This is a genomic window from Niallia sp. XMNu-256, from assembly GCF_036670015.1.
Classification (GTDB): Bacteria; Bacillota; Bacilli; order Bacillales; family Cytobacillaceae; genus Bacillus_BD.
This window is the reverse complement of sequence record NZ_CP137636.1, coordinates 2,017,816-2,043,784: the sequence shown is the minus strand read 5'-3', so window position 1 is coordinate 2,043,784 and position 25,969 is coordinate 2,017,816. Positions and strand designations below refer to the sequence as shown.

The 25,969-nt window shown below is 36.4% G+C and carries 28 protein-coding genes and 1 pseudogene; 9 read left to right on the top strand and 20 right to left on the bottom strand.

Translation table 11 applies throughout. From position 1 onward, the window contains the following. Positions 1-194 precede the first annotated feature (194 nt). The gene (hmpA, locus tag R4Z10_RS10315) at positions 195-1,412 is read right to left on the bottom strand and encodes an NO-inducible flavohemoprotein (protein ID WP_338473075.1); all 1,218 of its coding nucleotides are present in this window, start codon (positions 1,410-1,412) and stop codon (positions 195-197) included. A 184-nt stretch (positions 1,413-1,596) separates the two neighbouring features. On the opposite strand from hmpA, the gene R4Z10_RS10310 reads away from it, so the two are divergent. Next, a complete protein-coding gene (locus R4Z10_RS10310; RefSeq protein ID WP_338473074.1) occupies positions 1,597-2,028 on the top strand; it encodes an Rrf2 family transcriptional regulator in 432 nt (143 codons plus the stop codon). Between the two features lie 446 nt (positions 2,029-2,474). On the opposite strand, the gene R4Z10_RS10305 is transcribed toward R4Z10_RS10310, so the two are convergent. From R4Z10_RS10305 to R4Z10_RS10280, 6 genes are all read right to left on the bottom strand, one after another. Further along, entirely contained in the window at positions 2,475-2,840 is a 366-nt protein-coding gene (locus R4Z10_RS10305; protein WP_338473073.1) for a MaoC family dehydratase, read from the bottom strand. Beyond that, entirely contained in the window at positions 2,807-3,148 is a 342-nt protein-coding gene (locus R4Z10_RS10300) for a hypothetical protein (protein ID WP_338473072.1), read from the bottom strand. Before R4Z10_RS10300 ends, R4Z10_RS10305 begins: the two co-directional genes overlap by 34 nt. Further along, positions 3,145-4,239 carry an acetyl-CoA C-acyltransferase gene (locus R4Z10_RS10295; protein WP_338473071.1) on the bottom strand — a complete coding sequence of 365 codons (1,095 nt, stop codon included), beginning with the start codon at positions 4,237-4,239 and terminating at the stop codon, positions 3,145-3,147. Before R4Z10_RS10295 ends, R4Z10_RS10300 begins: the two co-directional genes overlap by 4 nt. A gap of 38 nt (positions 4,240-4,277) precedes the next feature. Continuing rightward, positions 4,278-5,711, bottom strand: coding sequence for an AMP-binding protein (locus tag R4Z10_RS10290; protein ID WP_338473070.1), 1,434 nt, complete (start codon positions 5,709-5,711; stop codon positions 4,278-4,280). Next, positions 5,712-6,272, bottom strand: a complete 561-nt coding sequence (locus R4Z10_RS10285; RefSeq protein WP_338473069.1) for a biotin transporter BioY — start codon at positions 6,270-6,272, stop codon at positions 5,712-5,714. It lies immediately after the preceding gene. Between the two features lie 298 nt (positions 6,273-6,570). Next, the gene (locus R4Z10_RS10280; protein ID WP_338473068.1) at positions 6,571-7,533 is read right to left on the bottom strand and encodes an HD-GYP domain-containing protein; all 963 of its coding nucleotides are present in this window, start codon (positions 7,531-7,533) and stop codon (positions 6,571-6,573) included. A gap of 449 nt (positions 7,534-7,982) precedes the next feature. Between R4Z10_RS10280 and R4Z10_RS10275 the strand changes: the two genes are divergently transcribed. Both R4Z10_RS10275 and R4Z10_RS10270 read left to right on the top strand, forming a co-directional pair. Further along, positions 7,983-8,591: a hypothetical protein gene (locus R4Z10_RS10275; protein ID WP_338473067.1), complete on the top strand. Its 609-nt coding sequence runs from the start codon at positions 7,983-7,985 to the stop codon at positions 8,589-8,591. Then, a complete protein-coding gene (locus R4Z10_RS10270; RefSeq protein ID WP_338473066.1) occupies positions 8,591-9,349 on the top strand; it encodes a ThiF family adenylyltransferase in 759 nt (252 codons plus the stop codon). Before R4Z10_RS10275 ends, R4Z10_RS10270 begins: the two co-directional genes overlap by 1 nt. 325 nt (positions 9,350-9,674) lie before the next feature. Here the strand turns inward: R4Z10_RS10270 and R4Z10_RS10265 are convergent, their stop codons facing one another. From R4Z10_RS10265 to R4Z10_RS10255, 3 genes are all read right to left on the bottom strand, one after another. Beyond that, positions 9,675-10,346 carry a peptidylprolyl isomerase gene (locus R4Z10_RS10265; RefSeq protein ID WP_338473065.1) on the bottom strand — a complete coding sequence of 224 codons (672 nt, stop codon included), beginning with the start codon at positions 10,344-10,346 and terminating at the stop codon, positions 9,675-9,677. A 522-nt stretch (positions 10,347-10,868) separates the two neighbouring features. Further along, positions 10,869-11,048, bottom strand: a complete 180-nt coding sequence (locus tag R4Z10_RS10260) for a hypothetical protein (protein WP_338473064.1) — start codon at positions 11,046-11,048, stop codon at positions 10,869-10,871. 139 nt (positions 11,049-11,187) lie between these two features. Continuing rightward, positions 11,188-11,955, bottom strand: a complete 768-nt coding sequence (locus tag R4Z10_RS10255; RefSeq protein WP_338473063.1) for an alpha/beta fold hydrolase — start codon at positions 11,953-11,955, stop codon at positions 11,188-11,190. Positions 11,956-12,249: 294 nt separating this feature from the next. On the opposite strand from R4Z10_RS10255, the gene R4Z10_RS10250 reads away from it, so the two are divergent. The 3 genes from R4Z10_RS10250 to R4Z10_RS10240 all read left to right on the top strand — a co-directional run bounded on the left by R4Z10_RS10250 (position 12,250) and on the right by R4Z10_RS10240 (position 14,404). Next, positions 12,250-13,455 carry an MFS transporter gene (locus R4Z10_RS10250; protein WP_338473062.1) on the top strand — a complete coding sequence of 402 codons (1,206 nt, stop codon included), beginning with the start codon at positions 12,250-12,252 and terminating at the stop codon, positions 13,453-13,455. Positions 13,456-13,627: 172 nt separating this feature from the next. After that, the gene (locus tag R4Z10_RS10245) at positions 13,628-13,825 is read left to right on the top strand and encodes a hypothetical protein (protein WP_338473061.1); all 198 of its coding nucleotides are present in this window, start codon (positions 13,628-13,630) and stop codon (positions 13,823-13,825) included. Positions 13,826-14,155: 330 nt separating this feature from the next. Further along, positions 14,156-14,404, top strand: a complete 249-nt coding sequence (locus tag R4Z10_RS10240) for a DUF4190 domain-containing protein (RefSeq protein WP_338473060.1) — start codon at positions 14,156-14,158, stop codon at positions 14,402-14,404. A gap of 136 nt (positions 14,405-14,540) precedes the next feature. On the opposite strand, the gene R4Z10_RS10235 is transcribed toward R4Z10_RS10240, so the two are convergent. Together R4Z10_RS10235 and R4Z10_RS10230 are read right to left on the bottom strand one after the other, a co-directional pair. Beyond that, positions 14,541-14,891, bottom strand: coding sequence for a DUF2200 domain-containing protein (locus R4Z10_RS10235; protein ID WP_338473059.1), 351 nt, complete (start codon positions 14,889-14,891; stop codon positions 14,541-14,543). A gap of 118 nt (positions 14,892-15,009) precedes the next feature. Then, positions 15,010-15,408 (bottom strand): VOC family protein, encoded by a 399-nt coding sequence (locus R4Z10_RS10230; RefSeq protein WP_338473058.1) that lies wholly within the window; start codon positions 15,406-15,408, stop codon positions 15,010-15,012. Positions 15,409-15,747: 339 nt separating this feature from the next. Between R4Z10_RS10230 and R4Z10_RS10225 the strand changes: the two genes are divergently transcribed. Beyond that, a complete protein-coding gene (locus R4Z10_RS10225; protein ID WP_338473057.1) occupies positions 15,748-16,392 on the top strand; it encodes a WGR domain-containing protein in 645 nt (214 codons plus the stop codon). A 118-nt stretch (positions 16,393-16,510) separates the two neighbouring features. Here the strand turns inward: R4Z10_RS10225 and R4Z10_RS10220 are convergent, their stop codons facing one another. The 6 genes and pseudogenes from R4Z10_RS10220 to R4Z10_RS10195 form a co-directional block, all read right to left on the bottom strand. After that, positions 16,511-16,876 carry a PH domain-containing protein gene (locus R4Z10_RS10220; protein WP_338473056.1) on the bottom strand — a complete coding sequence of 122 codons (366 nt, stop codon included), beginning with the start codon at positions 16,874-16,876 and terminating at the stop codon, positions 16,511-16,513. A 346-nt stretch (positions 16,877-17,222) separates the two neighbouring features. Continuing rightward, complete coding sequence (locus R4Z10_RS10215; protein WP_338473055.1) at positions 17,223-18,146, bottom strand: DMT family transporter; 924 nt, start codon at positions 18,144-18,146, stop codon at positions 17,223-17,225. 354 nt (positions 18,147-18,500) lie between these two features. Further along, positions 18,501-18,842: a zinc ribbon domain-containing protein YjdM gene (locus R4Z10_RS10210; protein ID WP_338473054.1), complete on the bottom strand. Its 342-nt coding sequence runs from the start codon at positions 18,840-18,842 to the stop codon at positions 18,501-18,503. A gap of 115 nt (positions 18,843-18,957) precedes the next feature. Further along, positions 18,958-19,206: a heavy-metal-associated domain-containing protein gene (locus R4Z10_RS10205; RefSeq protein WP_338473053.1), complete on the bottom strand. Its 249-nt coding sequence runs from the start codon at positions 19,204-19,206 to the stop codon at positions 18,958-18,960. Positions 19,207-19,570: 364 nt separating this feature from the next. Then, on the bottom strand, positions 19,571-20,473 hold the full coding sequence (locus R4Z10_RS10200; protein ID WP_338473052.1) for an AEC family transporter: 903 nt from the start codon (positions 20,471-20,473) through the stop codon (positions 19,571-19,573). A gap of 564 nt (positions 20,474-21,037) precedes the next feature. Further along, positions 21,038-21,911, bottom strand: a pseudogene (locus R4Z10_RS10195) (SDR family oxidoreductase). 276 nt (positions 21,912-22,187) lie between these two features. Here R4Z10_RS10195 and R4Z10_RS10190 point away from each other — a divergent pair. Then, positions 22,188-22,475, top strand: coding sequence for an HNH endonuclease (locus R4Z10_RS10190; protein ID WP_338473051.1), 288 nt, complete (start codon positions 22,188-22,190; stop codon positions 22,473-22,475). Between the two features lie 138 nt (positions 22,476-22,613). On the opposite strand, the gene R4Z10_RS10185 is transcribed toward R4Z10_RS10190, so the two are convergent. Continuing rightward, positions 22,614-23,369: an isochorismatase family protein gene (locus tag R4Z10_RS10185; protein ID WP_338473050.1), complete on the bottom strand. Its 756-nt coding sequence runs from the start codon at positions 23,367-23,369 to the stop codon at positions 22,614-22,616. Between the two features lie 79 nt (positions 23,370-23,448). Further along, complete coding sequence (gene hydA, locus R4Z10_RS10180; RefSeq protein WP_338473049.1) at positions 23,449-24,858, bottom strand: dihydropyrimidinase; 1,410 nt, start codon at positions 24,856-24,858, stop codon at positions 23,449-23,451. Positions 24,859-25,603: 745 nt separating this feature from the next. Here hydA and R4Z10_RS10175 point away from each other — a divergent pair. Beyond that, entirely contained in the window at positions 25,604-25,966 is a 363-nt protein-coding gene (locus R4Z10_RS10175; protein ID WP_338473048.1) for a GrdX family protein, read from the top strand. Positions 25,967-25,969: the final 3 nt, after the last annotated feature.

Genomic DNA, 25,969 nt, shown 5'->3' with positions numbered 1-25,969 from the left:
CTAGATGGGAACTCAATTAGTTCCTTTTTTTGGCTTTTTCTGCTAAAAGATGAACCATTAGAGACAGTTGGATGAAAAACCCTTCGAAAATGGGGGCATTCCGGATTAATGTTTAATGTTTTTCTAGCTATCTCTAAGTCAATAGAAAAAACACCATCCGTTGTTCTGAATGGTGCTTGTCAATTCTTTTTCTATTAACCTACAGAAGCCGTTTCCTCTTCAAGAGTTCCAGCTGGACCAAAGAATTCATAGTGAATGTTGTCTAGTGATACTCCCCATTCTTGAAGATTGCGGTACACGGATTTCATAAATGGCACTGGACCACAGAAATAGAAATCGGCTTTATTATCTTGAAGGACGGTTTGTAACCATTCTAAATCAATAAATCCATCTTTATCATAATGACCTGCTTCACGATCACTTTCAGTTGGTGAGGAATAGGCAACATAGCTTTTCACGTTTTCATTTTGACTAGCAAGTTCTGCCACTTCATCTTTTAGTGCATGAACATGACTATTTATAGCTCCATGAATAAACGTAACTTCTCTTTCTGGTTGTTTTTCGACAATTGTTTTCAACATACTAACCATTGGTGTTAAGCCAACACCACCACTCAAAAGAACAACAGGCGTTGCTTTTTCCTCAAGTACAAAGGCTCCTGCTGGTGCACTAACTGGGATGATATCGCCTTCATTCACTTCCTTGTGAAGATAATTCGAAACAACCCCTTGATCTTCGCGTTTTACACTAATTCGGTAATAATCTTTACCAGACGCATCTGACAAACTATAATGGCGTAGGCTCGTAAATTTTTCGTTTTCAGGCTTAACCTTTACTGTAATATATTGACCTGCTTGATAAGATGCAACGGCTCCCCCATCTTCAGGTTTTAGATAAAAGGAAGTAATCACGTCACTTTCCTTCACCTTTTTATCAACGACAAAGTTTCTGAATCCTTTCCAGCCTCCTGGCTGTTCAGCTGCTTCATCATACATTTCTTGCTCAATTCCGATAAACGCATCTGCGATCACACCGTAGGCTTCTGCCCAAGCATTGATAATATCATCTGTCGCAGCATCTCCTAGCACATCTTTAATTGCTCCCAGTAAATTTTCTCCAACAATTGGGTAGTGCTCAGGTAAAACGCCCAATGCTCTGTGTTTTGTGCCGATCTGTTTGACTACTGGGATAATCGCTCCGAGGTTATCGATATTAGCAGCCGCCGCATATACCGTATTCGCCAATGCTGTTTGTTGTCTCCCTTGTTTCTGATTCGCATGGTTAAAAATATTCAATAATTCTGGATGATTGCTAAACATTCTTTCATAAAAGCGGGTTGTAATTGCCTTTCCGTATTTTTCTAATACAGGAACCGTGCTTTTTACAATTTCAATGGTCTTCTCACTTAACATAATACATCCACCTTTTATCATTTAATTTATTTAAAGATTCATTTTATCTACATGTTTAATAATATAACGACAGTGGAAATAAAGATATATTCTAAATGCATCTTTCATAAAGTTGTCACAATTTCACTAAATTTTATTAAATGTTATACTATAGAAGAGTCTCGAATGAGAAGGAGTTTTCAAAATGAGGTTAACGAATTACTCGGATTATGCTTTACGAGTATTAATTTATTTAGCGGTAAAAAATAATAATGAATTGGCTACAATTAAAGAGATAGCAGATAGCTACGATATTTCAAAAAATCATTTAATGAAAATTATTCATGATCTAGGGAAACTAGGATTTATTGAAACCATAAGAGGAAGAAATGGCGGTATTCGACTTGCGATACAACCTAAGGATATAAATATTGGTGAAGTGGTTTCAAAAACGGAAGAGGATTTTCACATTGTTGAGTGTTTTGATAAAGGAAAAAACTATTGTATTATTACACCCGCATGTAAATTAAAACATGTTCTACACGAAGCCCTCCAAGCATTTATTGCTGTCTTGAAACAATATACATTGGAAGACCTCGTTCAAAACAAAGATGACCTTTATTCTCTGCTGAAGTAAAGGGAAAGGCGCTAAAGCCCCTTGTTCTGGGAAAAAGTCTCTACAAAGGCTCGAGAGGCTTTCCTACTACTAATCATTATTTTGAATGAACTTCTCAGTACCCTCTCCCCTCCAGCTTGAACGTTTTATGACGACAAAAATGAATGTAAATGAATCATAGATTTCCAATCACATGACAGATTCAAAATTTTCTCATGTTCCCCTTATAACTATGATCGTTTATGAAAAGGTCTAATGGGTCCAGTTTGCGATTCTTTTTAAATGATAGAGAGGTAGAATTATATGACATGTTTCAATTAGCGATACGTTTATTACCTTTTAAGCCAGATAAATTAAAACATGCCGAGCACTTTTCTAAAGGTATCTAAATAAGTGCTCGGCATTCTATTTTTCCCATTGATGACGTAACGTTCACTTTTTTATGAAAACCATCTATTTCTTCAGATCTAGTTTATAATCATTTTCCCTTTGACGACTACTTTGTTTGCACACTGTCCTGTGAGCAGAAGGGACAAATGACCTTCAGGACTTTCCTCTGCTTCTGCCTGGACATAGATGGTTTGGTTGGCATAAACAGGGTGGAGAAATTTCATTTCATAATGGGTTATTCTCATTCCTTTATGAATCCAATCATTGGCGAGGTTTTGAACAAGAGCCATCGTTAACATTCCGTGGGCGATCGGTGCATGAAATCCATACCGTTCCGCTTCTTTTGTATCGAGGTGGATCTCGTTAAAGTCTCCTGAGAGGATTGCATATTTCCTAATCATTTCGTTTGTCATCGTAAATGTACGACGAATTCGGACACACATTGAAAACACTCTCTTCCTTTCATGTCATACCCAATCAATGATTGGTTATATAACAGGTAGTTCCCTTTTTGGCGTTCTTGGTCAAGTGTCACGACACAGCGGTACGGTTCTCCAATCGCAAGGTCAACAACACATGTACAGGATTGTTTTCGGTGGATTGGCACTCCCTTATAATGCCATGGCACTTCGATTTCACGATAGAAAACACTCGGAAAAGTAGGAGGTATTCTTGTCTGCTTGCCAAAAATAGCTTCGTAGTCTTGTAGCATTTTTTCTGTAATCGTAACGATAGCAGTCACTGTTTTCATCGCAAACTCTCCCATAATATCGCCATTCCAATCCCTCCACCAATTCCAATTGCTGAAACGGTATAGTTAGCTTTTTTGCGTTGCACTTCATGAAATAATCTTGTGACAAGGATCGCACCGGATGCTCCATACGGATGACCAAGCGCGATCGCACCCCCTTTTCGGTTGATTTTTTCATATGGAATATTCAGCTCATTGGCAAAAGCCACGACCTTTGAAGCAAACGCCTCATTGATTTCAAAGAGATCAATGTCCTTTTCCTGAAGTGATTGTTTCTGTAATAAGTGACGAACAGCTGGAATTGGTCCAAAAGCTGGATAATTGGGATCCACGCCTATGACAGCACTGTCGACAAAACGTAGAATTGGCTCAAACCCCAGCTCCTCTGCTTTTTCCTCTGACATGATAAGAACAGCCGCAGCCCCGTCATTGATGCCACAACAATTCCCTAGTGTAACCGTCCCTTCCTCCTTGAAACAAGGAGACAAACGCCGAAGCATCCTGTCATAATTCAACTTAGGATTGACCCCTTCATCATGAATAGGAATATCCGGGATTTTGACAAGTTCGTCCCTATAATGACCGGCATTGAGGGCTTGTATAGCCCGCTGATAGCTTAGTAATGCATATTCATCTTGCATCTCGCGCGTAATTCCGTATTTTTCAGCGACATTCTCTGCGGCAATCCCCATCTCAGGGTCACCGATCCACTCAGGCGAAAAGCGAGCTCTTTGTTGAAAAGGAGATTGACTTGTACTCTCTACCCCTCCAGCAATATAAACATGTCCTGCTCCGCCTTGAATTAAATGACAAGCAAGGCGAATCGCTTCTAATCCAGAACCGCATTGTCGATCAATCGTGACCCCTGGAATGGAAACAGGCAGTCCGCTTTCCAGTGCAGAAAGCCTCGCGATATTGCCGCCAGGTCCGACGACATTTCCTAAAATGACATCATCGACCACAGTTGGTAGATCCTGTACAAGCTCTCTTATAACAAAGGCGGCAAGTTGTTCTGGTGGGTAATCCTTTAAAAGACCATCTTTTTTACCTATTATGGTCCGTTTTGCATTTACAACAACTGCCTTAGGCATGCTGAGACCTTCTCCTTTCTAGTAACATATTTATTTCTTTAACAAAACCATTTTCTTACCTCTTGACGGGAAATCTTTCCTCCTGTTGTATAAGGGAATACTTCAGTCTTCTTCCATAATCTTGGAACTTTATAGGAGGTGAGATGCTCTAAACAATAACGTTTCAAAGCGTCAAGTGATACATTCCCTTTAATACAGGCAGCCACTTTTTCACCCCAGTGTTCATCCTTGACTCCTAACACAACCGCTTCCTCAACACCCTCACACTTTTTTAACACCTGTTCAATTTCCTGTGGGTAAATATTAATTCCGCCATACAAAATCATGTCATTTTGTCTGCCAAGAATATAGAAATATCCGTCTTCATCTCTTTTGGCAACGTCATAAACAGTTGCCCACTCTCCTTGAAGAACTTTGTTCGTTTCTTCCTCATTATTGATGTAGCCGTCAAAAAGCATCTTACTTTTCACATACAAAATTCCTTCTTCCCCGACTTCTACTTCCTGACCATGTTGGTTACGAATGCTTAATTCAACATTATGAAAAGCACGTCCCACTGAGTTAGCAAATTTATGTTGTTCCTCATTTTTTAGCAACGTAACATAGCTTAGTTCAGAAGATCCATAAAACTCATAAAAGCTGGCATTCGGAAACCGTTTCCTCATTTCTTGCTTCGTACTTGGCAGCCACTTTGCCCCTGTGGAGAGAATACGGACGGATCCATCGTATGTATGGCCTGCTTCGATTAACGCCTGAAGCATGGTTGGCACAACATAAATCGTGGAAATGGGAAAAGTTTGTAAGTGGGACATGAATTGTGATGGATTAAATTTTTTTAGCACATAGATCGTTCCTCCATAGAAAAGAGTTCCCAAAGCTCCAAATAAAAAAGTGGAACTAATAAAGGAACCGGGGATTAAAGCATGATCTCCTGGCTCAATCCCGATGTCTACAGTATTGCACGGGAAGCTTTCAACCCATGATTTCTGGGAGCGAACAAATGCCTTTGGTTTTCCAGTTGACCCAGAGGTAAACCCGATATAAAACGGGGCATTGTCTTGCCCTCTTGTCCATTCACGCCCCTTATCAAGCCAGTTTTCTACTTCATCAGAATACAGAACTTTTTCCCGATATGTTTGGAAAATAGGTTTCATTTTCACATCTGCAATAATGAGATCTGGTGTCGTTTGTTGGAGCCGTTCCGCTATTTCCCCCTCTTTCCAGCGTATATCCCCGACAATATTGGCCCATCCCGCCTCACATGCACCGGCAAACAGTTGTAAAAAGAGATACCCATTAGGTAAAAATAAAGCAACTCTTTTCGTCACAGCCTCTTCTGTTGAAAGAGCTGCCGCTGCTCTTTGGACATCCTCGTGCCATTCTCGGTATGAGACCACTTTTTCGTCGGTTATAACGGCAGGCTGATTAGGGAATTTCTTAGCATATTTTTGATAAGGGCTTGTGACACGCATTTAAGCACTTACCTCTTTTCTAAAAGGAGCTACATTCATGAGTTTTACGGCTAGAATGGAAGCAACCACGACTTTCGTGATATCTCCAGGTAAAAAGACTAGGCTTGTCAACATTCCTTCTACAAGCGAAATATTCATCATAAAGGCTTGAATTGGAATCCCGAACAAATAAACAACAAAGATTCCGCCAAACAGATTAATCAGCAAGAGTCTCATAAACTTTCCTTCTTTTAATCGATAAGCAAACCAGCCAATCACAAAGGCCCCTGCCACATACCCTAGCAAGTAACCCGCAGAAGGCCCAACAAGTACGCCGATTCCCCCTCGTCCCCCGGATAAAAGCGGAAGTCCTGCTATGACTAATGATAAAAACAAGATTTGGCTAAGAGCTGCATATTTCGCACCAAAGCGAGCACCAAGTACACTTCCAGCTAACATGACTCCTAAGGACTGTAACGTGATCGGCACGGGTGAAATCCCAATAAAGATTGGTGGCATCATTCCTAAGACCCCCATAATGGTCGCAAACATAGAAACATAGATTAGCTTTTTTAACTTCATATTATGTAAACCTTCTTTCTCTATAAGTTTACATTATTATAGTATCTCTTCGAATTATTTGTAAAGGATAAATATTCTGATTGACTAAGAGACAATAAAAGGCTAGAACCCATTACGGTAACACCTTCATAAAAGTGGGTTCTGACCTTCGATTGAATCAATGAACATCTATTCAAATTATTCCTATTTGTTGTAACGTTTTTTTAACTTTCTTAGCTTTTTACTAATTATAAAAAAACCAACAAAACGATTTTGTTGGTTTTTAGAGAGAAACAAAGGGAGTTAACCCTTTGCATTCTTAGAATAGATCGGTTATTTTTTCGAATTCGTTTAATGGATCTTGTGATTTTGAATGGATTTTTATAAAATCTGGTTTTGCTGCTTCAAAAGCTATTTCTAAGTTGGGATCAAACTGTGTTCCGAACCCTATTTCAATATTACGGAACGCTTCTTCAGTGGACACCTCATTTCGATAAGCTCTTGTCGATGTCATGGCATCAAAAGCATCCGCAACCGCTAATATTCGAGCCTCTAAAGGAATTTCTTCTCCTTTGGCTCTTGTCGGATATCCTTTCCCATCCCATCTTTCATGATGAAGTAAGACTCCGCTTTTCAATCCCCCTAACCCATCAACTTTTTCAAGCATCTGTGTACCAAACGTTGTATGTGTTTTAATCACTTCATATTCTTTGTCCGTTAATTTCATAGGCTTTGATAATATATGCTCAGGAATATTAATTTTACCTATATCATGAAGAAGTCCACTTAATCTTAAGTGTTTCAGTTTTTGTGGTTCTTGATATTCAGGGAGTTTCTTAGCAATGGCTACCGCATATTGACTTACCCTTTCACTGTGACCATATGTGTATGGATCCTTTGCCTCAACAGCGACAATAAAGCTTTGGACGACTTGTTCAATGGTTCTTTCCATAGACTGGATTACCGTATTTACTTGCTCCATATGAAGCTGATTCAGCCTATTTAATAACAAATATCCTAATGTCGCAACAATGATGTATAGTAAAAATCGATTAGAAATGTCTATGTTATCTACAGCAAAAGAATCTATAGGAAAATAAATACTTACTACGGCCAGACAAAACAAACCGATTAACGAATAGGTAATCGATAAATAACGATTTCCATATAAAGCGCTAATCACTGGAATAAGAAGGAAGTAACTCCAACTCTCTGTATAGCCAGATCCAAGGTACAGGCAGATTATGACAAAGACAGTAAATAAAAGCACAAAATGTTTCAAATTACCTTGGGAAAGATTAGTAGAACGGTAAAAAAGAAAAACTCCTACCCATACGGTAATACATAGAATTAATATATTCAGGTTTGCGCGTGAATAAGGAAGATTAAACAATTGGAAAATTGTATTCCAAATGATACTGAGCAAAATATAAATAAAAGATATAAGTAGAATTTTTTGGTTTAAATTTTTATTATGTTTTTTAAGTAATTCTTGTAATAGCTGTTCCTTTTCTTTTAAGTCATGATTCATGATGTTTCATCCTAATTCTTTTATTTTGTAGATCGTTCATTTAGTAGATTTAAAACTTATACTAAAAAATTTTATCATTTTTGTGTCTAATTAACTACAGTTTATTAATTTTCAGTAAAACTTTCGTTTAATTACTTCCAAATCGCATCAAACTCTCCTTTAATATAATAGTAGGGAAACTATTTTAGGAGAGTGTTCAGATGGATTTGAATACAGAATATTATTTTAGATGTGCAGATGGAATTCTTCGGGAAGAAGCGATCGCATTGCACCATAAGCGCTATCAAGAAGTTGGTTTTTTTAATAAAAATGTAGATGATCCTTATAAAGACTCCTCCACCTATTTCATTGTGCAGACGGTCGATCAGGAAGAAGTCGTTGGCGTTACCCGGCTTATCTTCATGCCCATCGATGAGTTGCCGACAATCAAACACTTCCATATTAATGATAATAAAATATTTAAAATATTCGGAAATAACAAATGCAAGTATGCGGAAATTAGTGCCTTTACGAAAATGCCAAAACATGATGTAGGATTAGGACTGATTAAAACGGTTTTAACTTATTCATTGAATTACGGACTCACCCATTGGATTTGTTGTATTGATGAAAGGGTTTATAATTATATGCATCGTATTTTTAAATTTCCCTTTGAAGTGATCGGAGAACAGGACGTTTATCTAGGTTCCATTACGATTCCTTGTTTGTTAAACTTATCCGAGTGTCTTACCACATTAAAGGATAAGCGTCGACCTTTATATGACTATTTAACTGAAAATGTAGAAATGACAATGGAGGCAGTACAGTAATGATTAAAGAACAATTTATTCGAAATCTAGGAATTATGACAGAAGAGGAAATACAGAAGCTCCACCGCACAACCATTGCGATTGCAGGATGTGGATGTATCGGCGGATTTTCAGCAGGCTTACTAGCTCGTATGGGGATTGGTACGTTTATTTTAGCGGATCCTGATGTGTTTGATGTTTCAAATATTAATCGTCAATGCGCCGCAACCCATCATACAGTAGGACAGAAAAAAGTAGACGCTTTAAAAAATCATTTACTTTCTATTAATCCATATCTTGAAATTATTTGTTATGCGAATGGAGTAAATGAGGAGAATGCAGAAGCTTTTGTAAATGAAGCCGATTACGTGATTGATGCAATTGATTATTTTGCTTTTCCTGAAGCTGTTTCTCTCCACCGAGCAACTCGTAAGAAAAACTTATTTGTCACTACTGCAGTAGCTCTTGGTTTTGGAACGTCTGTATTAACCTTTTCTCCACATGGAGTAAAGCTTGAAGAATACATTGGGCTGCCTGAAGATATTTCTATTAAAGATTTAAAAGGGCAAACATTCCCTCCTGCAGGCTATAGTCAATCCCTTCCCGCGTACGCAACTGAGGATAAATTAACCGAATGGCTTTCAAATGGTACAATCCCAACCATTAGTGTCGGACAAGCATTAGGGCCAGGTGTTCTAGTTTCTCAACTCGTTTTACACGTATTAGGACGAAAAAAACCTCCGATTGTTCCAGAATCTTATCAAATGCAATTTGAATAAAGTGAAACTTCCATCCGTAGGGGTTCTCTCATCCCCCACAGACGGTTATCACGTAGAGCCTGATTGATTTATCTAAAGGCTAAAGCCCAAAGATAAATCTTATTTCACCAATCGGAGCTTTACTGTCAGTTGTCCCCACCTTTCTTCTATAATCATACTTAGAATCTTGAGGCGGGGGTCTTACTTCCCCTTAAACCTGATAAACATTTTTTCGAAAAACCACCTCTTTATAGCAACTTTGTGGAGGTAGTTTTTTCTTCAAAATATGAATTCTGATTCATCAATACGAGTAATAGCGAACACCTTTCTGCAAACGATTAACTGGCTATTTCCCAACCTCTGGATCAGGATAATCAAACCCCTTCGTATCCACTGTGACTGATTTCATCTTCTGATCTTTCAATGGTTTATCGCTACGATCACGTTCAACAGAAACAATCTCATCCACGACTTCCATTCCCTCTATTACTTTACCGAAAGCAGCATACTGTCCGTTAAGATGCGGGGCCTCTTTGACCGTGATGAAAAATTGAGAACTTGCTGAGTTTGGATCATTAGAACGTGCCATAGAAATGACTCCTCGTTCGTGGTTCAAATGATTTTCAATTCCGTTTTCGGAGAATTCGCCTTCAATGGTATATCCCGCTCCGCCTGTCCCATTTCCTTCAGGATCTCCTCCTTGAATCATGAAATCAGGAATCACCCGGTGGAAAATCAGCCCATCATAAAAACCTTTTTCCACTAAGGATACAAAATTAGCTACCGTATTAGGAGCTGCAGAAGGATCTAATTCAATCACGATCTTCTCATCATTCTCCATTGTAATAGTCACAACTGGTTTTTCTGTAACAGAAGATGAATAATTGGACCCTTTCCGAGATTCATTTAAAGCATTCTCTCCTTTCTGTCCACTTTCTCCTTGTGTGCCACAACCTGTTAAAACAAAGATTACAACAATCATGATAAAGCTGAAAAATCCTTTATAACGTGAAAGCATATTATCTTATCAACCTCCAATTATGTATTCAGCTATAAAAAAAGCTGATTTACGAAAAGGGCACGTTCTTTAGGGTGGTCTGTGCGCTATATAAACCTATCCTCAATCGTTTTCTAAATTCAAATGTTCACGACTGGCTTTTTTGCTTTTTTTCCGTACGTTCTAGAATAAAGATGCCTATTTGTCCAACCCATATGCAAGGTAAAGTGAAATTTCCATCAGCGGGGAGTTATCTCATTCCCACGGATGGTTAGTTGAACGGATCGGAGCTTTACGGGCAGTTGTCCCCCATCCACCTTCTTCATTTATTGTACTGAGAATCTTGAGATGAAGGGCTTACTGCCCGTTAAGCCTGATAAGAACCGATACTTATATGTATAAAAAAAGCTCAAGACCAATGTTAAAGGCTGCGAGCGTCACAGCAATAACCCCTACAAAGCTTTAAAAACGAAAAAACCAATGCAATGTTTTTTTCGATTTACCCATCCTATCTCCTTTAAATGAAAAAGAGACAAAAACAACTTATTCTTGGGATGAGGGATTGAACTTTTCCCTTTTAACGGTTAAGATGTTTATCTCCTCACCGTATTTTGTACGAATGGTCTTTCTTGCAGCTGCAGGGGTTCTCGCCTTAACCTGCTTTGTTCTTTTTTCTCCATTTACTTCTATTTCAACCACAAAGCATTCTGCTCCACATTGCATGTGAATTCCTCCGTTATAAAATCTCTATCTTTATTCAGATTCGTCTGGTTATAGTGTAATAGATTTTATAAAAGCATTGCAATGTAATCGCTCAAATACATGCGGTTTATTAGGCAAAGTAACCGGGCTTATCGATTCATTATTGAGCGTACATTAACCTTTTGTTCATTTGCTGCTGAATGAATTGATGACTAACTTTTACAATTTGTTCTTTGTCATAATCCATGGATGCTACATGATAAGAGTTTTGTAAAATAACCTTTTCCTTTTTGTCTGACCCAATATGACCAATTATATAATCGGTATTTTCAGGTGGTACAACATGATCCTTGGCTGATTGAATCCCTAAAACGGGGCATTGAATAGATGGCAATAAAGCAGGGATTGTTCCCATAATCTTTTGGAGTTGGTGAATGGATTTTAAAGGTGCAAGGTCATATGTGATTTCATGAACATTTTTCATATGAATATCTGGATTTCCTTCCGAAATAAATCTTGGTTCGATTGCTTCCTTTAATGAATCATATGTTGGAACTTGTAAAGCTGGATTAATTAATATAATCCCTTTCAAGTCACGATATTTATGTGCGAGCTTCAGTGTTAATGCCCCACCCATGGATTGGCCGATCACGATAATGTTTGTGCAGTGTTTTTTCAATTCTTGATATCCATGTTCTAGTGATTCAAACCAGTCATCATGAGTGCAATTTTCTAAATCACGGTAGTGGGTACCATGCCCTTTCAATCTAATTGCAGAAACCGTATACCCATATCGAGCCAGATTTTCACCTAAATAACGCATGCTTTGCGGAGTGCCCATAAAGCCATGCGAAATAAGAACACCGATTTCACTTCCCTTAAAATAAAAAGGTTCTGCTCCTTTTATCACTTGGAAATTCTCTCTCATTATTAGTACCCTCCTCTAATATTCTATACATATAAAATTAGACATTGAATCTAAAAAATAGTTGATTTACTTAAATAGTCTGTTGATGATACCTTTTACATTAAACTTATTATTCCTACCTGTCAACTATAAATTAAATGATATGAAATACAGGCACTAATGTTTCAAAGGGAACGGTTGAAAAATGATCCCTATGTTTCCTGTGAAAAATGTTTAAATAAGTGCTGTTTTTTTCACTTTATCAGGGCATTACTAAATAGATAAGATAAGCGAGTAAATGTAGAGGTGTCCTAAATGATTCAAAAGAAGAAAAATAATGTCCCGTTAATCTTCTCGATTATGCTTGGGTATGCATTAACCTATATGGATAAAAATATGATTGCCACTGCCATTATTCCGATCGAAGCGGAATTAGGCTTAAACCCTAGCCAATCAGGATTATTAATGAGTATGTTTTTCATCGGGTATACCGTAATGCAATTTCCAAGTGGTTGGCTCTCTGATAAAATTGGCCCTAAAAAAGTATTAGTAATGTCGATTGGTACGATTCTGATCGCAACCTTTTTCTTTGGTTTTGTTCAGACATTAGGATTACTAATGATCGTTCGATTAATTGCAGGACTTGGTCATGCGGGGGTTCCTACAAGCTCAACAAAGGTTGTAGCCAATAACATTGAACCTAAACAAAAAATGTTTGTCCAATCATTAATCTTATCCACTTCAGGTATTGGCGGAATCCTTTCCTTCACATTAGGTTCTACGCTAATTAATATGAATTGGCGATATGCTTACTTTGGACTAGCCATATTATATGCAGTTTCTATCCTTATGATCTTTATCTTCTTTCCAAAACAGGAAAAGGCTCCACGAGGAAAAAAGGAGAACAAGATTCCAATCAGTGATGTGTTTAAAGACAAAAATGTGTTTATCTTATTTGCCGCACTCCTTTTTCTAAATATCGTTCTGTACGGTTACCTTTCCTGGTTGCCATCATTTTATGGAGCTAATTTCGGGTTTGGTATAAAAGAAATTAGCATGATTTTAGGTGTCAATGCCATTTTAATGAGTGTTGGTGCATTAAGTTCTAGTTTTATAGTGGATAAAGTTTTTAAGGGAAATAATAAGCTGTTTGCTTTAATAAGTGTAATCATATGTGCACTTGCATTTATCGCTTTTGCTCTAGCTAGTAACTTAGTGGTTGTGATTATTATGATGTTTATATTCACACTTACATCGAATGCGACATTCGTTACTTTGTTTAGTTGGCCACATAAATTAATTCGTCAAGAGATAATCGGCTCGTCGATCGCTATTATTAATATAGGTTCGACGTTTGGAGGTTTCCTCTCTCCTATTATTACTGGCTATTTAATTACCGCGTTTGGTGGTAACTATAATGTTGCTTTTATTGCAATGGGAATAAGTGCCGTGATTTGTGGATTCATTATTTTACTAGTAAGAACAAAGCAAGTAAATACCGGGGAAGTTAAAGGAACCTAATTGTCTTAGTCACATGAACTTGTTTCATTTGTGATTGGGAGCGATATTATGAAAAAATATTACGTAAATGAGTGCGTTTCTTCAGTCGGAAGAGACGCATTTTTTTACTTAACATAGCTATATTGATGATGCTATTGTATGATATTTAATGTCACTGTTAGGAGGAATCAAAATGGGGCATACAATGTTTGCATCAGATGGAATGTTTATGCTTTTAACTTTTTTACCTATTATTTTTTATTTAGTCGTTGTTGTTTTTGCTATTTATTTTGTCATTAAATTAATTAGGTTTATGAATGAAAAGACAAGATTAGACCGTGAAAGAAACGAGAAACTTAGTGAATTAATTAAAGCACTAAAGGATGAGTAGTCTACTTGAAACATTAATGATGATTCTAGCGAAGTAGGGAACTTATAGGGATTGCTAATGCGTTGGTCGTAAAGGCGAGAACCGTGTATTTGCGGACATTAAGTGCTACGACTAGAACTAGCAACATTCTTCACGCCAAGTAAAGAAATACATACTGTACTGCACCTAAACCATATAAACGGATCAAAAAATCACTTGTCATACTAAGCATTGGCCTCATTGGTTTAGTTAGTCTTTGGAAACTCGTTTTTATTATTGCCTGGGAAAAAGACGGATAGAACGTTAGTTTGCATAGAAGAAAGGCACACAAATTATGGAGGTGTAGTAATCTTGTTGGAAACTAAGATCATTTTAGAAAATATAGGTATGAATGGCAAAGCGATAGGTTCATTGCTTTTAGGCATTGTATCTACTTTTGGAATATTTCTAGTAGGTTATGGAGGAATTCTTAGTATAGCAGGTCTTCTACTTGGGTTATTCGCTTTAACAGAAATTAAAAAGTTTAAATTGAAAGGAAGAATATCAGCCGTTATTGGGGTAATTTTAAATTGTATAGGAATTATTAGTTTATTGTATTAGATATTCGGACGAAAAATTGGAAACTCGGACAATAATGGGTTCTACTCTTCACGAAATAAAATCTTAATTTTTACTAATAAACACTGACCCTTTTTATTTTATAAATGGGATCAGTGTTTATTTATGTTCAACTGTATTATTTCCGTAAAATCTTTTCCATCGCTTTTCCCTTTGCTAGCTCATCAATCAGCTTATCCAAATAACGAATTTCCTGCATCGTGGGTTCTTCGATGTCTTCAACTCTGACACCGCAAACTACACCTTTGATCAAAGCCCGGGAAGGATTTAGTTGGGGAGCCTCCGCAAAGAATGCCTCAAAGTCTGTCTGTTTTTCCAAAAGCGCTTCTAACCCTTCCTGACTGTATCCAGTCAACCAACGGATAATTTCATCAACCTCCGCTTTCGTACGTCTCTTCCTCTCCGCTTTCGTTATGTAATGAGGATAAACACTTGCGAAGCTCGTTGTATATATTCGATGTTTGGTCATAAGACACCTCCCTTATTCATTTCTATATTATCGTTCAACAAGAACAAAGAGACCCAACAAAGTAACGATCCGTTCTAGCAAGCAACCTTATACTCTAGAACACAACAGAACTCTTGTATTACTGAGGTAGATTAAGCTGCCAAGACACACCAAAACGATCATTTAGCCAACCAAACTTCTTACTGAAACCATAATCACCCATTGGCATAAGGGCTTGGCCACCATCCATCAATTGATGATAAAGATTATTTATTTCCTCTTCTGTATCGCAAGCAACATAGATTGAGAACGAAGGCGTAAAAGAAAACTCATGTTTGACATTACTATCGATACACATGAATTCCTGGCCTTTAATCGTAAAGGTTGCCTGCATCACCGTTCCTTCTTCCCCAGCTTCATTAGCCCCATATCGAACGATGCTATTAATTTCTGAATCCTCCATTAACGATGTATAATAATTCATCGCTTCTTCTGCTTTCCCATCTTGAAACATTAAAAACGGAATAACTTTTGTCATTTTATTCACCCTCACTCGAATATGTAATCGTTGCTCCCCATTGTAAACGAAAAGCCCCGATTGTTGAAGTTTATCTTACAATTTATTTTTTTATTTATTGTCTGGACTTACAAACCTATATTTCATTTCACAACTAAGTCCTCCACTCCGTTAGCAAATCAATATCGGAACGAAATCTTGTTTATCAATAACCTGTTAGATGGACAAGTGTCATTACTTTACAATAAAATAAGCAGGGACAAACAGTGGAGTGAATTTTATCGACTGTTTTTTATACAGTTTCTTCATTAAAACGTATTTGGTATAATGGAATAAACATGAGCAACGGAAGGAATTTTTATGACAAAACTATTATCTCCTCGTATGAAAAATCTCTCTTCTTTTTCAGTGAAGCAAGTGGAACAAAGAGTCGTCCTAAATTATGTGAGGATCCAAACAAATTCTAATAAATTTTATATTATGGAATTCCAAGAAGGTGAAGGGGAGTTCTCTTATCGGATTTTTATTGAATACGGCAGGATGGGAAGCCCTCCAAGAAGACACGAAAGATATTTTCAATCTCGCTTGGAAACTAGGGAAGCATTTGATCGAATTCTCAATTCTAAACGGAAAAAAGGATATGAATTAATTTTAATAGAGGAAGAGTGGGAAAATGATTGCTACATACAAATAAGTGGATTTACCCCTAAAAATATCATTTACCCGAATGATCCATCTCCTACTTTACCCTCTCACACTACTCCCTTTGGGAAGCTTTCAGAAATTCAGATCCATAGAGGTCTTCTAATACTGACGGAAATAGAAAAAAGCATACAAAATGAACGGCATGATGTCATCGATTTATCGAATAAATTTTATTCACTCATACCAGTGGCATTTGGTAGTAGCATAGACAGAAACTATATTTTGGATACAATGACAAAGGTACAAGAGAAAAAGGAATGGTTAAACCAAATGATTAACGATTCTACAATTTTTAAATAAACCCCCTAATAGCTTAGCTGTTACTAGGGGATTGCTCTTTTATCCATTTTTTATTTTATTCGATCTATATCGCTTTGATCGTTTCTAGGAGAGCCTTCTTTTTCATGCTATTATGTTATTATAATATATATGTACCAATAATTCTGTCCAATTTTCTAATGTCCACTTTTTTACTTACGTTTAGCTTAAGTTTCCCCGCCTTTGTCCATAATTCAAGTTCAGCATTCATATCCAACATTCCACCGTTTTCTGACGAATACATAATAATGGATTTAAAAGGAATCGTATACACTTCTACCTTTTTTCCTGTTAATCCTTGACGGTCCGCAATGATCAATCTTTTATTTGTTATCACCGCAACATCTCGGATCGTTTTATAAGCAATCTCTGGTTTCTCTCCCTCTACCAAAATATCCAAAATTTCTGATGGAACAGATGTTTCTTCCGTAAAGGTCCATGTCATGATTGAATTTAAATCTGCCAAAAAAATCACTCCGCTCTTTCCCTATTATTAATCTACATTTGATAACACACCTAAAAAGATAAGCGAACATTTTTAGGTCCATACTCCTATTATAACGGCTTTTTTTACCTTTTATTAATTTTCACTATTTATTCACAAAAAGATTTCTATTGTCCCCTATTACTAGATACATCCCCCCTCTTATTTTGAATACTGAAGCAATCCATCAACAAGGAGATTGCATGACTTTTAGTAGGTCTTTTTTTTGTGTGTGAAGTGAATAAGAAAGGAGAGCCACTGAACTCAGCGTCTCCCCTTTTAAGAGAAAATTTAACATCTCTAACCTTCCTTGTGTTTAATCAAGAATTTAAACTAATTCCTGTTCTAGGAGTTCCAACTCTTTCATTTTCTTCACTTTGGAAGTGTCTTTACGGTTAATCAAATAAATACTTAATAAAATTAGAACCAATCCAACGAAAAGCGATAGAGTAAAAGGTTCGTTTAAGATTAGGGTTCCTAGTATGACAGCAAAAAGCGGTACTAGAAAAGTAAAAGAACTTACTTTACTTGATTCACCAGAACGCATGAGTTTATTGTAAACCGCAGTTGCCCCTGTCACCCCTAACACAGCCCCAAATAAAAGGATGGATACATATGGTACATTCCACTGAATATCTGTTAAATTTTCCACACTCAGACCAATCACACTTAAAATGGTTCCGCCAATGACGTTTTGGATTGCGACAAGCCATAATCCATTGACTAAAACACTTGTCTTTTTCACATATACCGTTCCAATGGCCCATCCTAAGCCCGTAATGAAAGCTAATAAAATCCCATAAAAGGAAACGTAGCCAGATAGTCCATCAAAACTTACGGCAACAACCCCTAGAAAACCAATAATCATGCCTACGATTTTCACAAGTGTTACAGACTCTTTTAACCAAAACCATGCCAGTAATACGACTAATACAGGTTGTAGATAAACAATGACGGAAAATAATCCTGAAGGCAAAAATTGCAACCCATATGTTTGAACCCCATTAAAAATCATAATATTAAAAAAGGCAGCAACCACATAAATCGGCCATGTTTTTTTCCATCGGATTTCCTTCCATTTTGGTAGAAGAACAAGACTTAACAACAATCCTCCAAGCAATGTTCGCATACCAGCAAAAAGAAAAGGAGGCGTATAATTCAACGCAATTTTATAAATCGGCCACACCATTCCCCAGGTCATCACAACAAAAGCAATTCCCAACATTGCTTTAGGTTTAGATAGTTTCTCCAACTAAGTCCCTTCTTTCATAAATTCTAATCAAATTCGTCCCGGAAAACTTGCGCCCGGATTTTTATTGAGCCCGCTCGAATACCTTTAAAAAATCCGTGGCATCCGCCAGAGGCTTAACTTCATTAGCCGGGGTATGAACCTCCACTGGATTAATAAAACATTTTGCATTCATACCCCACTTATAGAAGTCGCGGACTTCTGTTGAGTGAAGTTAAAATATTAAGAATACTAATTTTATTATATATGGCCTATTAACAAAACACTTAAAATATGCCTACGAAACACGTTTTAAAATCACAAAAAGGACAGTCATGAACCCTTTGTTTATGATGACTGTCCTTTATATTTGTATGTTTAGATCTTTTTAACAAATTCAGATTTTAGCTTCATTGCTCCAAATCCGTCAATTTTACAATCAATATCATGATCTCCGACGACTAAGCGAATATTTTTTACTTTGGTCCCTTGTTTTAAGACAGATGAACTGCCCTTTACTTTCAGATCTTTAATAACTGTAATGGTATCCCCATCATTTAACACATTGCCATTGGCATCTTTGACGATCTTCTCATCGTCACCATTTGCTTCTGCTTCATTTACAGCCCACTCATGCGCGCATTCCGGGCAAATTAACAAAATCCCATCCTCATATGTATATTCAGAATTACATTTTGGACAATTAGGCAAATTATTCATCGTTTCTATTTCCTCCGCTTGTAATAGTAGTATTAACTATACATACTACCTTATTTCCACGAAATATCAATTTATTTAAATATTCAAATGCTCATACGAAGTGCAAAATTAGTTATTAATTATAAATCCCGTAACAATATTCTCTTTGTTCCTTTTTAAAAATAACAAGTCCTTTTTCCTCGATCATGTTAATAATCTGCAAGGAACTTATTAAGCTTGGTTTAAACTTAATGACTAACTTCCCCTTTGGCAATGAACTCTTGAAGCTGATAATTCCCCCTAATCCCTTTATTTCCTTCTCAATAGAATGAAAGCTTTTTAGACAAGAGATTTCTAATACATATAAAGTGATCTGATACATCATGATTTCACTCCATTCAAGTAACTGTTGTAGAATGCTTGGACCCTATTAAAAATCGTATAAATGATCATGACTTGTTTATAGGGATCAACGAGGTGTAAGACCCACTAATGAATTTCACTTTATCCGTTTATACGAATGATTGATTTACCTTCATTATATGAGATTGATTCTCATTGTTAATTGATTAAGATCAAGCTTTTATTTTCATTTCAAAATGAATATCGCTCTTACTGGTTTCCACTCTTATACTATTAGAAAGGATACTAGCAAAAAAAGCGCTCAGATTATTTTCTGAGCACTATTGGGTGTGCAGATCGCATGATAATTGCTATGGATCGTTACCTAATTCATTTGTGATGTAGTTTTATTTTATTAAAAAAAGCGTTAGTGGGATAGTCACCAAACTAAGCAATGTTGTCACTAATGTTGTGAAGGAGGTTAAATCAGGCTTTACATTAAACTGTACAGCTAGAAGTGTCGTATTAGCTGCAATTGGCATGGCCGCCAAGAGAATATAAACATTTTTGATTAAATCATTGACAGGCATGAAACTAACAAGGACGACAGCAAGTAGTGGCGACACTAACATTCGAAAAATGGTAACAGAGTTTACATATTTTAATTCAAATTTTTGCGGTTTAATCTCTGCGAGCTGCATGCCCAAAATTAACATGACAGTCGGTATTGAAGCCGACCCAACTAAACTGATGCCGTCTCGAATGGTAGAGGGTAATTCGATATGAAGCTGCTGAAATACTACACCAAATAGAAATCCATAAAGCACAGGCATTTTCAATACTCGCATTACTGAATCTTTCATCGAGGTGGTTTTTTCACTTCCATAAGAAGCAATAAAAATTCCTATTGTGTTAATTAAAAATGCGTGAATGACCATAAAAATGACAGCATACTGAAAACCTGTTGCACCAAAGGCAAACATAGCGACAGGTGCCCCATAATTTCCACTGTTAGGGAAAATGGTTCCTAATAACATCGCTGACATTTGCGTTTTATTTGCCTTAATAAAAATTCCATAGAGAACAGTTAAAATAATCAAAATAACAGCAAGGAGAAATGTAAATAAAAACATATAAAAGTATTCAATATTTAACTGATTTGAATAGAACGTATCGAATGTTAAAAACGGAAGCATTAAATATAGCGACATCGTCGAAATTGATTTAATATCCAATTTTAATAGTTTTTGACCAATAAATCCCGCTCCAAAAATAAGAAATGCTGGTAGTACAATCAATAACAAATCCACAAACTTAAGCCCCTTTCCAATTTCCCCCATCCACTTCATTATATTCGAAAGTTTATTAAATTCATAGAATTGTAAACTTATGGAACTTTGGCGAATGATAAGTCACATGGACTTGTCAGTTTTTGAACACAGCTTTTAAGAACAAATAATTAATTAAGCTTATTATTTACTCTTATTCCACTAAGGAAAAAAATGACGCCTATTAAAAAGAAAGTTAAACCTTTAGAAAAGCCTAAAATAAAGAATACACTACCGAGTACTAGATAGCTTGCAACCTTGGGACTTTTATAGTTAAGCTTTTGCAAGAAAACACCTCCTAGTTATTTTATTTATAAATGATCACAATTTTTTCCATGAAATTTCTGTTCATCTATAATTATATATTAACGATATTCATGTTTTTGCAAACATTTAGTCAGCAAGATGGAGAAGTGTTGTTTGAATTAACAATTTTATAGTGGAGCTTTTACATTTGAGAAAAAACTCGACAAATCACAGGGACTCGTCGAGTGGTCAAAAAGAATTAAAGCTTAACAAGGCAAACCTCTTATCCACTTAATTTTTCTATCCTCCCACAACGGTACCGCCATTGACATGAAGGGTCTGCCCACTAACATATGTAGAGTCGTCAGAGGCTAAATAAACATAAGAAGGTGCCAATTCAAACGGCTGTCCGGCTCTTCCCATTGGTGTATTCGAGCCAAATGTGGCAACCTGGTCAGCTGTAAATGTTGATGGAATCAGCGGTGTCCAAATGGGTCCTGGTGCTACCGCATTAACACGGATTCCTTGGGTGGCTAGAGACAATGCTAGTGAACGGGTAAAGGAAACGACCGCCCCTTTTGTTGCTGAATAGTCTATCAGCTGTTCATTCCCCTTGTATGCTGTAATTGAGGCAGTATTGATGATCGAAGCCCCGTTCTTAAAATAAGGCAATACCATTTTGGTCATGTGGAAAAAGGAAAAAATATTCGTCCGGAATGTTTTTTCCAACTGTTCAGATGTTATATGTAACAGGCTTTTTTTGCGGATGCTGCTCAGCAGCGTTATTCACGAGAATATCTAGGGTTCCGAATTCTGACTGTATTTTCTGAACGACATCACTACAAAAATCTTCATTTCCGATATCGCCCGCATAAAGCAAGCACTTTCGCCCTTTCGCCTCGATCAGCCTTTTTGTTTCATCGGCATCTTTATGTTCGTCTAAATAAACAATCGCAACATCTGCCCCTTCTTTCGCAAATAAGAGGGCGACTGCCTTTCCAATTCCGCTGTCTCCCCCCGTAATAATGGCTTTTTTACCAGCCAATTTTCCACTAGCTTTGTAATTAGGACTTTGAGAAATGGGACGTGGATTCATTTCTATTTCAATTCCGGGCTGTCTTTCTTGATGTTGTGGGGGAAAAGTTGATTTTTTTTGATTTTTACTGTTGCTCATGATTAAATACCTCCAAGTGATTATTTCACCTGTTAGTTTTGGAAATAAAGGATAAAATTATTAAGTGATAATCAAATTGAGCTTAAGTTGCCCACTTTAGTTTAATTCTGACTTCTAGTAAAAAAAATTAATATTTGACTTTGTTTAATTGAACAAACCCGCTTCCTAAATGTAATGGAATGGGCATAATAAATAAAGTAGAAAAGATTATTTTTTAGATTATCAAGAATAACAGATGTCAACTAAGAGGTTAAAAAAGATCAGGAGGATTAATGGATGAGTACATGTGAACTTTGTGAGCGGGAGGATGTTGAGACGACGGTTCATCACCTATTGCCAAAAGAAATGGGAGGTACCTTTGGCCCAACAGCTTACTTATGTATTCCGTGCCATAAACAAATCCATGCACTTTATACGAATGAAGAAATTGCAGCGCGTTTAACAACCATTCCTAAACTAAAAGAAGATCCCCAACTATCACGCTTTCTAAAATGGATCCGAAAACAACCCTCAACAAAGTTAATGAAAATAAAGAAATCAAATGACCGAAAACGTAAGAGATAGACCTAGTGGCAAATTACTAATGGATTTGACAAAAAGGACAGTCATGACCAAATGGCGACTGTCCTTTTTAAAGAAAAAGAGTAGCTTATAAGTATGATCATCAATTAACTAATATTAATTAAAGATGCGTATAGCGAATTAATTGGTTACTAGTTCTCTATCTAGTTTTCTTGCAGGTTTAGTATAAACACTGTTGTCGATACTTTCTAAGTATTTAACAACCTCATCAACAGTTAATACGTCAGCAAATTTAGCTTCCATATCAAACATGTTCCATTCAACAACACCAGGTACACGGTCACCAATTGTTCCCTCTGGAATCAACGTCTTGAATCCATATCCTGTTGAGTCCATTACTGTATGACGTACACAAGCACATGCTGTGGCACCCATAACGATTAATGTATCTACTCCCAAATAGTTTAATGTTTGAGCTAAGTGAGTACCAAAGAAGTTAGATGCAAATTTTTTATGAATAACTGGCTCTTCTGGTTGTGGTTTTAATTTAGGATCAATCTCCATCCATTCTGAATTAATATCTAAAGTACTCATAGGAATTTTTTCATCCCACCGAGGTAAGTCCCATTGTTGCTCTCCTACGTAACCAGTTGTCGTATGGAAGATAGGAATACCAGCTTTACGTCCAGCTTCTAAAACTTTCAGTGCGTTGGCACAAACTTCTTCTGATTTTTCGCATGTAAATGGATGTCCTTCGCTCATCCAGGCTTTAGCCATATCAACGGTTGTAATTGCTGGAGCTATCCCTTGACCCATTTCACGCATAAATCCACGTTCTTTATAAATCTTACGCGCTTCTTTAAAAGCAACCTCCAATACATTTGTATCAAATGCATAATTCCCATTATTGTCTTTATAAAAAATATTATTAGCCATTTTGATCTTCTCCTTTTAATAAAATATTATTTTTAAAAGATTAATAGATTGATTGAATGAATACTTTTTTTATAAATATCTATTGAAGCACTTTATCTTTAACTTCTTTTTTAAAGTTTTGATAAGTTAATCCGTAAGGTTTAGCTTTAATGTATCGACCATTACCCTTATCGCCTACTAATTTTCCACGTTCAGCCATTAATTTACCTCTTAAGTAAACTTTTTCGGCAATACCAATTCTTTCAAACCCTTCATAAGTTGAATAATCAGTACCCTCATAACTATCTGCATGAGTAATTATCCCGCGATATTCAGGATCATAAATAACAATATCAGCGTCAGCACCTGGTGAAATTAATCCTTTTTGTGGATATAATCCGACCATTTTTGCTGGACTTGTAGCAAATATCTCAACAAATCGTTGACGAGAAATTCTTCCTTTTTCAACACCTTGTGACCAAAGCATTGCAAGACGATCTTGCATACCCGGTGCACCCGGTGGGATATTAGGAAATTCAAATAATGATTTTGCTGCAAAGCCGCCTCTGTATGCAGCATGGTCAGATGACACGGCGATTAAATCGTTATCGCGAACAGCTTTCCATAAAGCCTCTTGATGAGGTTTAGGTCTTAGCGCCGGTGCGCAGACATATTTAGCACCTTCAATATCTGGTGTATTTAAGTAAGACTCATCTAAAATTAAATAGTGAGTACATGTTTCGCCATACACTGATAATCCGCGTTCTTGTGCTTCTTTAATATGGTTCATTGCACCTTCAGTTGTTACATGAACAATAAATGTAGGACAATCAGCAAGTTCGGCTAAGTAAATGGCTCTTCTTGTAGCTTCATCTTCAACTAATGCGGGTCTTGAATACGACCAGTTGATTGGTAATTTATTGCCTTTTTCAAATAATTGATTTTCCAATTCAACAATCATGTCACCATTTTCACAATGCAGCATAACGGTAATCCCATGATCCCTAGCAATTTGCATTGTTCTAAAGATCAGCTCATCATTTGCATGATATGGTGTTCCGTTATAAGCCATTAATAATTTAACGGTAGCAAGGCCGTTTTCAGCCATAAGTGGAATTTCTTCAAGTAATTTATCGTCCGTATCCATGACCATTGTATGGAACGAATAATCTGCAGTAGAAATTCCTTCAGCTCTTTCTTTATTATGTTTATCTTTTGATTCGATCAGTCCCATGCCCTCAAATTGAGGAGCAAAGTCCACAATTGTTGTTGTTCCTCCTACCACTGCAGCATGTGATGTTTCAAAAGAATAAGAGTTGAAAGGTCCCATGTGAACATGCTCATCTACACCGCCTGGAAAAACAAATTTTCCGGTTGCATCTACAACCTCATGACCTTCTTCAGATAAATTGACTCCAACTTCTTTAATCTTTTCATTTTCAACTAAAATGTCGCCAACGAATTCATCAACTGCGGAAATGATTGTTCCATTTTTGATCAGTAGTCCCATAATATTCGCCCTTCCGATCTTTCCGACTTTACACTTCTCTCCTGATTTTTATAGAATCAGCACAGCAAGCAGTGGCTAGTCCTAACAACAACCAGGCTTAGTGAGTTTCATGATAAACGGATATTCCTATTAATAAAAAGCTCATTACGTTTAAAAACGCTTGATATTTTTTCAAAAAAATACTTTCTTCGAAATTGTCCATTACTTCACAAGATCTTGTATTTTCAGTATATTGAAAGCGCTTTAATTTGTCAATCATTTTAGAAAATAATTATTATTTTGAAATAATGTAAGCCGTTTATAGATATTTTTTTAAAATAATTCCTTTGCGTATTTATTTAATACTCTTATAAGCATGCATCCTCTCTCGTTTATTCGAATACCCCCTTCCCAATGCAAGAGCTAAGGTTCTTCTATTAGAGACATTTTTAAACTAGTAATAATAAAAGCGTTGCCTATTTTTGAATTCTATTGCGGGTTATTCACTTTAAAATGTTTTAAAAGGTTATTATACTAATAATAGTTTAATTGACTAATTTTTCTAAATATTGTTTTATTACAAAAAATATGTTAATGTTTATTTAACAAAAGTAAAGCGCTTACATTTTGTTTATCATTTTTGGCTTTTGCTAACTTTATGATTAGTTACAAATTAATAATGCTATTTTATTCTATTAAAATAATTTTTCGTGATTTATTGATCATGAAAAAGTTATTGAAAGTGCGATAAGGCGGTGAGTAATGGATGATAGTAACAAATAATAAGAGAGTTGCTGAAAACTACCAAGATGCTATTTTAATAGACGGAGATATTCATGATTTATACCAAAAAGTACGTGATTTTGTTTATATTGGTCATAAATTACATACTCATCCCCTTTCTGCAAGTATCGGAATGCTTCATTCACCGGTTAAAAGTGTTATTCTTTCAGACACTATACATTTTGATCAGAAATCCATGAAGATTATCAGCGAGAGTATTCAAAAATACAAGAATCTAATTGGAAAAAGACAACCGAAAGTTTCTCGTCAATCTGACTATGAGTTACTAGACTTTGAACTGACTAGTACAGCATTAGAAGAGCTAAAGAAATTTAGAAGGGGATGAGAA

Excerpts from the sequence above, each read along its gene's own strand:
- R4Z10_RS10275 (WP_338473067.1), top strand. The coding sequence starts at position 7,983 with ATGGATTTGAATACAGAATATTATTTTAGATGTGCAGATGGAATTCTT.
- R4Z10_RS10175 (WP_338473048.1), top strand. The coding sequence starts at position 25,604 with ATGATAGTAACAAATAATAAGAGAGTTGCTGAAAACTACCAAGATGCT.
- R4Z10_RS10185 (WP_338473050.1), bottom strand. The coding sequence starts at position 23,369 with ATGGCTAATAATATTTTTTATAAAGACAATAATGGGAATTATGCATTT.
- R4Z10_RS10260 (WP_338473064.1), bottom strand. The coding sequence starts at position 11,048 with ATGCAATGTGGAGCAGAATGCTTTGTGGTTGAAATAGAAGTAAATGGA.
- R4Z10_RS10255 (WP_338473063.1), bottom strand. The coding sequence starts at position 11,955 with ATGAGAGAGAATTTCCAAGTGATAAAAGGAGCAGAACCTTTTTATTTT.
- R4Z10_RS10290 (WP_338473070.1), bottom strand. The coding sequence starts at position 5,711 with ATGCGTGTCACAAGCCCTTATCAAAAATATGCTAAGAAATTCCCTAAT.
- R4Z10_RS10245 (WP_338473061.1), top strand. The coding sequence starts at position 13,628 with ATGGGGCATACAATGTTTGCATCAGATGGAATGTTTATGCTTTTAACT.
- hydA (WP_338473049.1), bottom strand. The coding sequence starts at position 24,858 with ATGGGACTACTGATCAAAAATGGAACAATCATTTCCGCAGTTGATGAA.
- R4Z10_RS10225 (WP_338473057.1), top strand. The coding sequence starts at position 15,748 with ATGACAAAACTATTATCTCCTCGTATGAAAAATCTCTCTTCTTTTTCA.
- R4Z10_RS10250 (WP_338473062.1), top strand. The coding sequence starts at position 12,250 with ATGATTCAAAAGAAGAAAAATAATGTCCCGTTAATCTTCTCGATTATG.
- R4Z10_RS10300 (WP_338473072.1), bottom strand. The coding sequence starts at position 3,148 with ATGAAAACAGTGACTGCTATCGTTACGATTACAGAAAAAATGCTACAA.
- R4Z10_RS10265 (WP_338473065.1), bottom strand. The coding sequence starts at position 10,346 with ATGCTTTCACGTTATAAAGGATTTTTCAGCTTTATCATGATTGTTGTA.
- R4Z10_RS10305 (WP_338473073.1), bottom strand. The coding sequence starts at position 2,840 with ATGTGTGTCCGAATTCGTCGTACATTTACGATGACAAACGAAATGATT.
- R4Z10_RS10205 (WP_338473053.1), bottom strand. The coding sequence starts at position 19,206 with ATGATGTATCAGATCACTTTATATGTATTAGAAATCTCTTGTCTAAAA.
- hmpA (WP_338473075.1), bottom strand. The coding sequence starts at position 1,412 with ATGTTAAGTGAGAAGACCATTGAAATTGTAAAAAGCACGGTTCCTGTA.
- R4Z10_RS10230 (WP_338473058.1), bottom strand. The coding sequence starts at position 15,408 with ATGACAAAAGTTATTCCGTTTTTAATGTTTCAAGATGGGAAAGCAGAA.
- R4Z10_RS10270 (WP_338473066.1), top strand. The coding sequence starts at position 8,591 with ATGATTAAAGAACAATTTATTCGAAATCTAGGAATTATGACAGAAGAG.
- R4Z10_RS10295 (WP_338473071.1), bottom strand. The coding sequence starts at position 4,239 with ATGCCTAAGGCAGTTGTTGTAAATGCAAAACGGACCATAATAGGTAAA.
- R4Z10_RS10210 (WP_338473054.1), bottom strand. The coding sequence starts at position 18,842 with ATGAATAATTTGCCTAATTGTCCAAAATGTAATTCTGAATATACATAT.
- R4Z10_RS10285 (WP_338473069.1), bottom strand. The coding sequence starts at position 6,272 with ATGAAGTTAAAAAAGCTAATCTATGTTTCTATGTTTGCGACCATTATG.
- R4Z10_RS10190 (WP_338473051.1), top strand. The coding sequence starts at position 22,188 with ATGAGTACATGTGAACTTTGTGAGCGGGAGGATGTTGAGACGACGGTT.
- R4Z10_RS10235 (WP_338473059.1), bottom strand. The coding sequence starts at position 14,891 with ATGACCAAACATCGAATATATACAACGAGCTTCGCAAGTGTTTATCCT.
- R4Z10_RS10310 (WP_338473074.1), top strand. The coding sequence starts at position 1,597 with ATGAGGTTAACGAATTACTCGGATTATGCTTTACGAGTATTAATTTAT.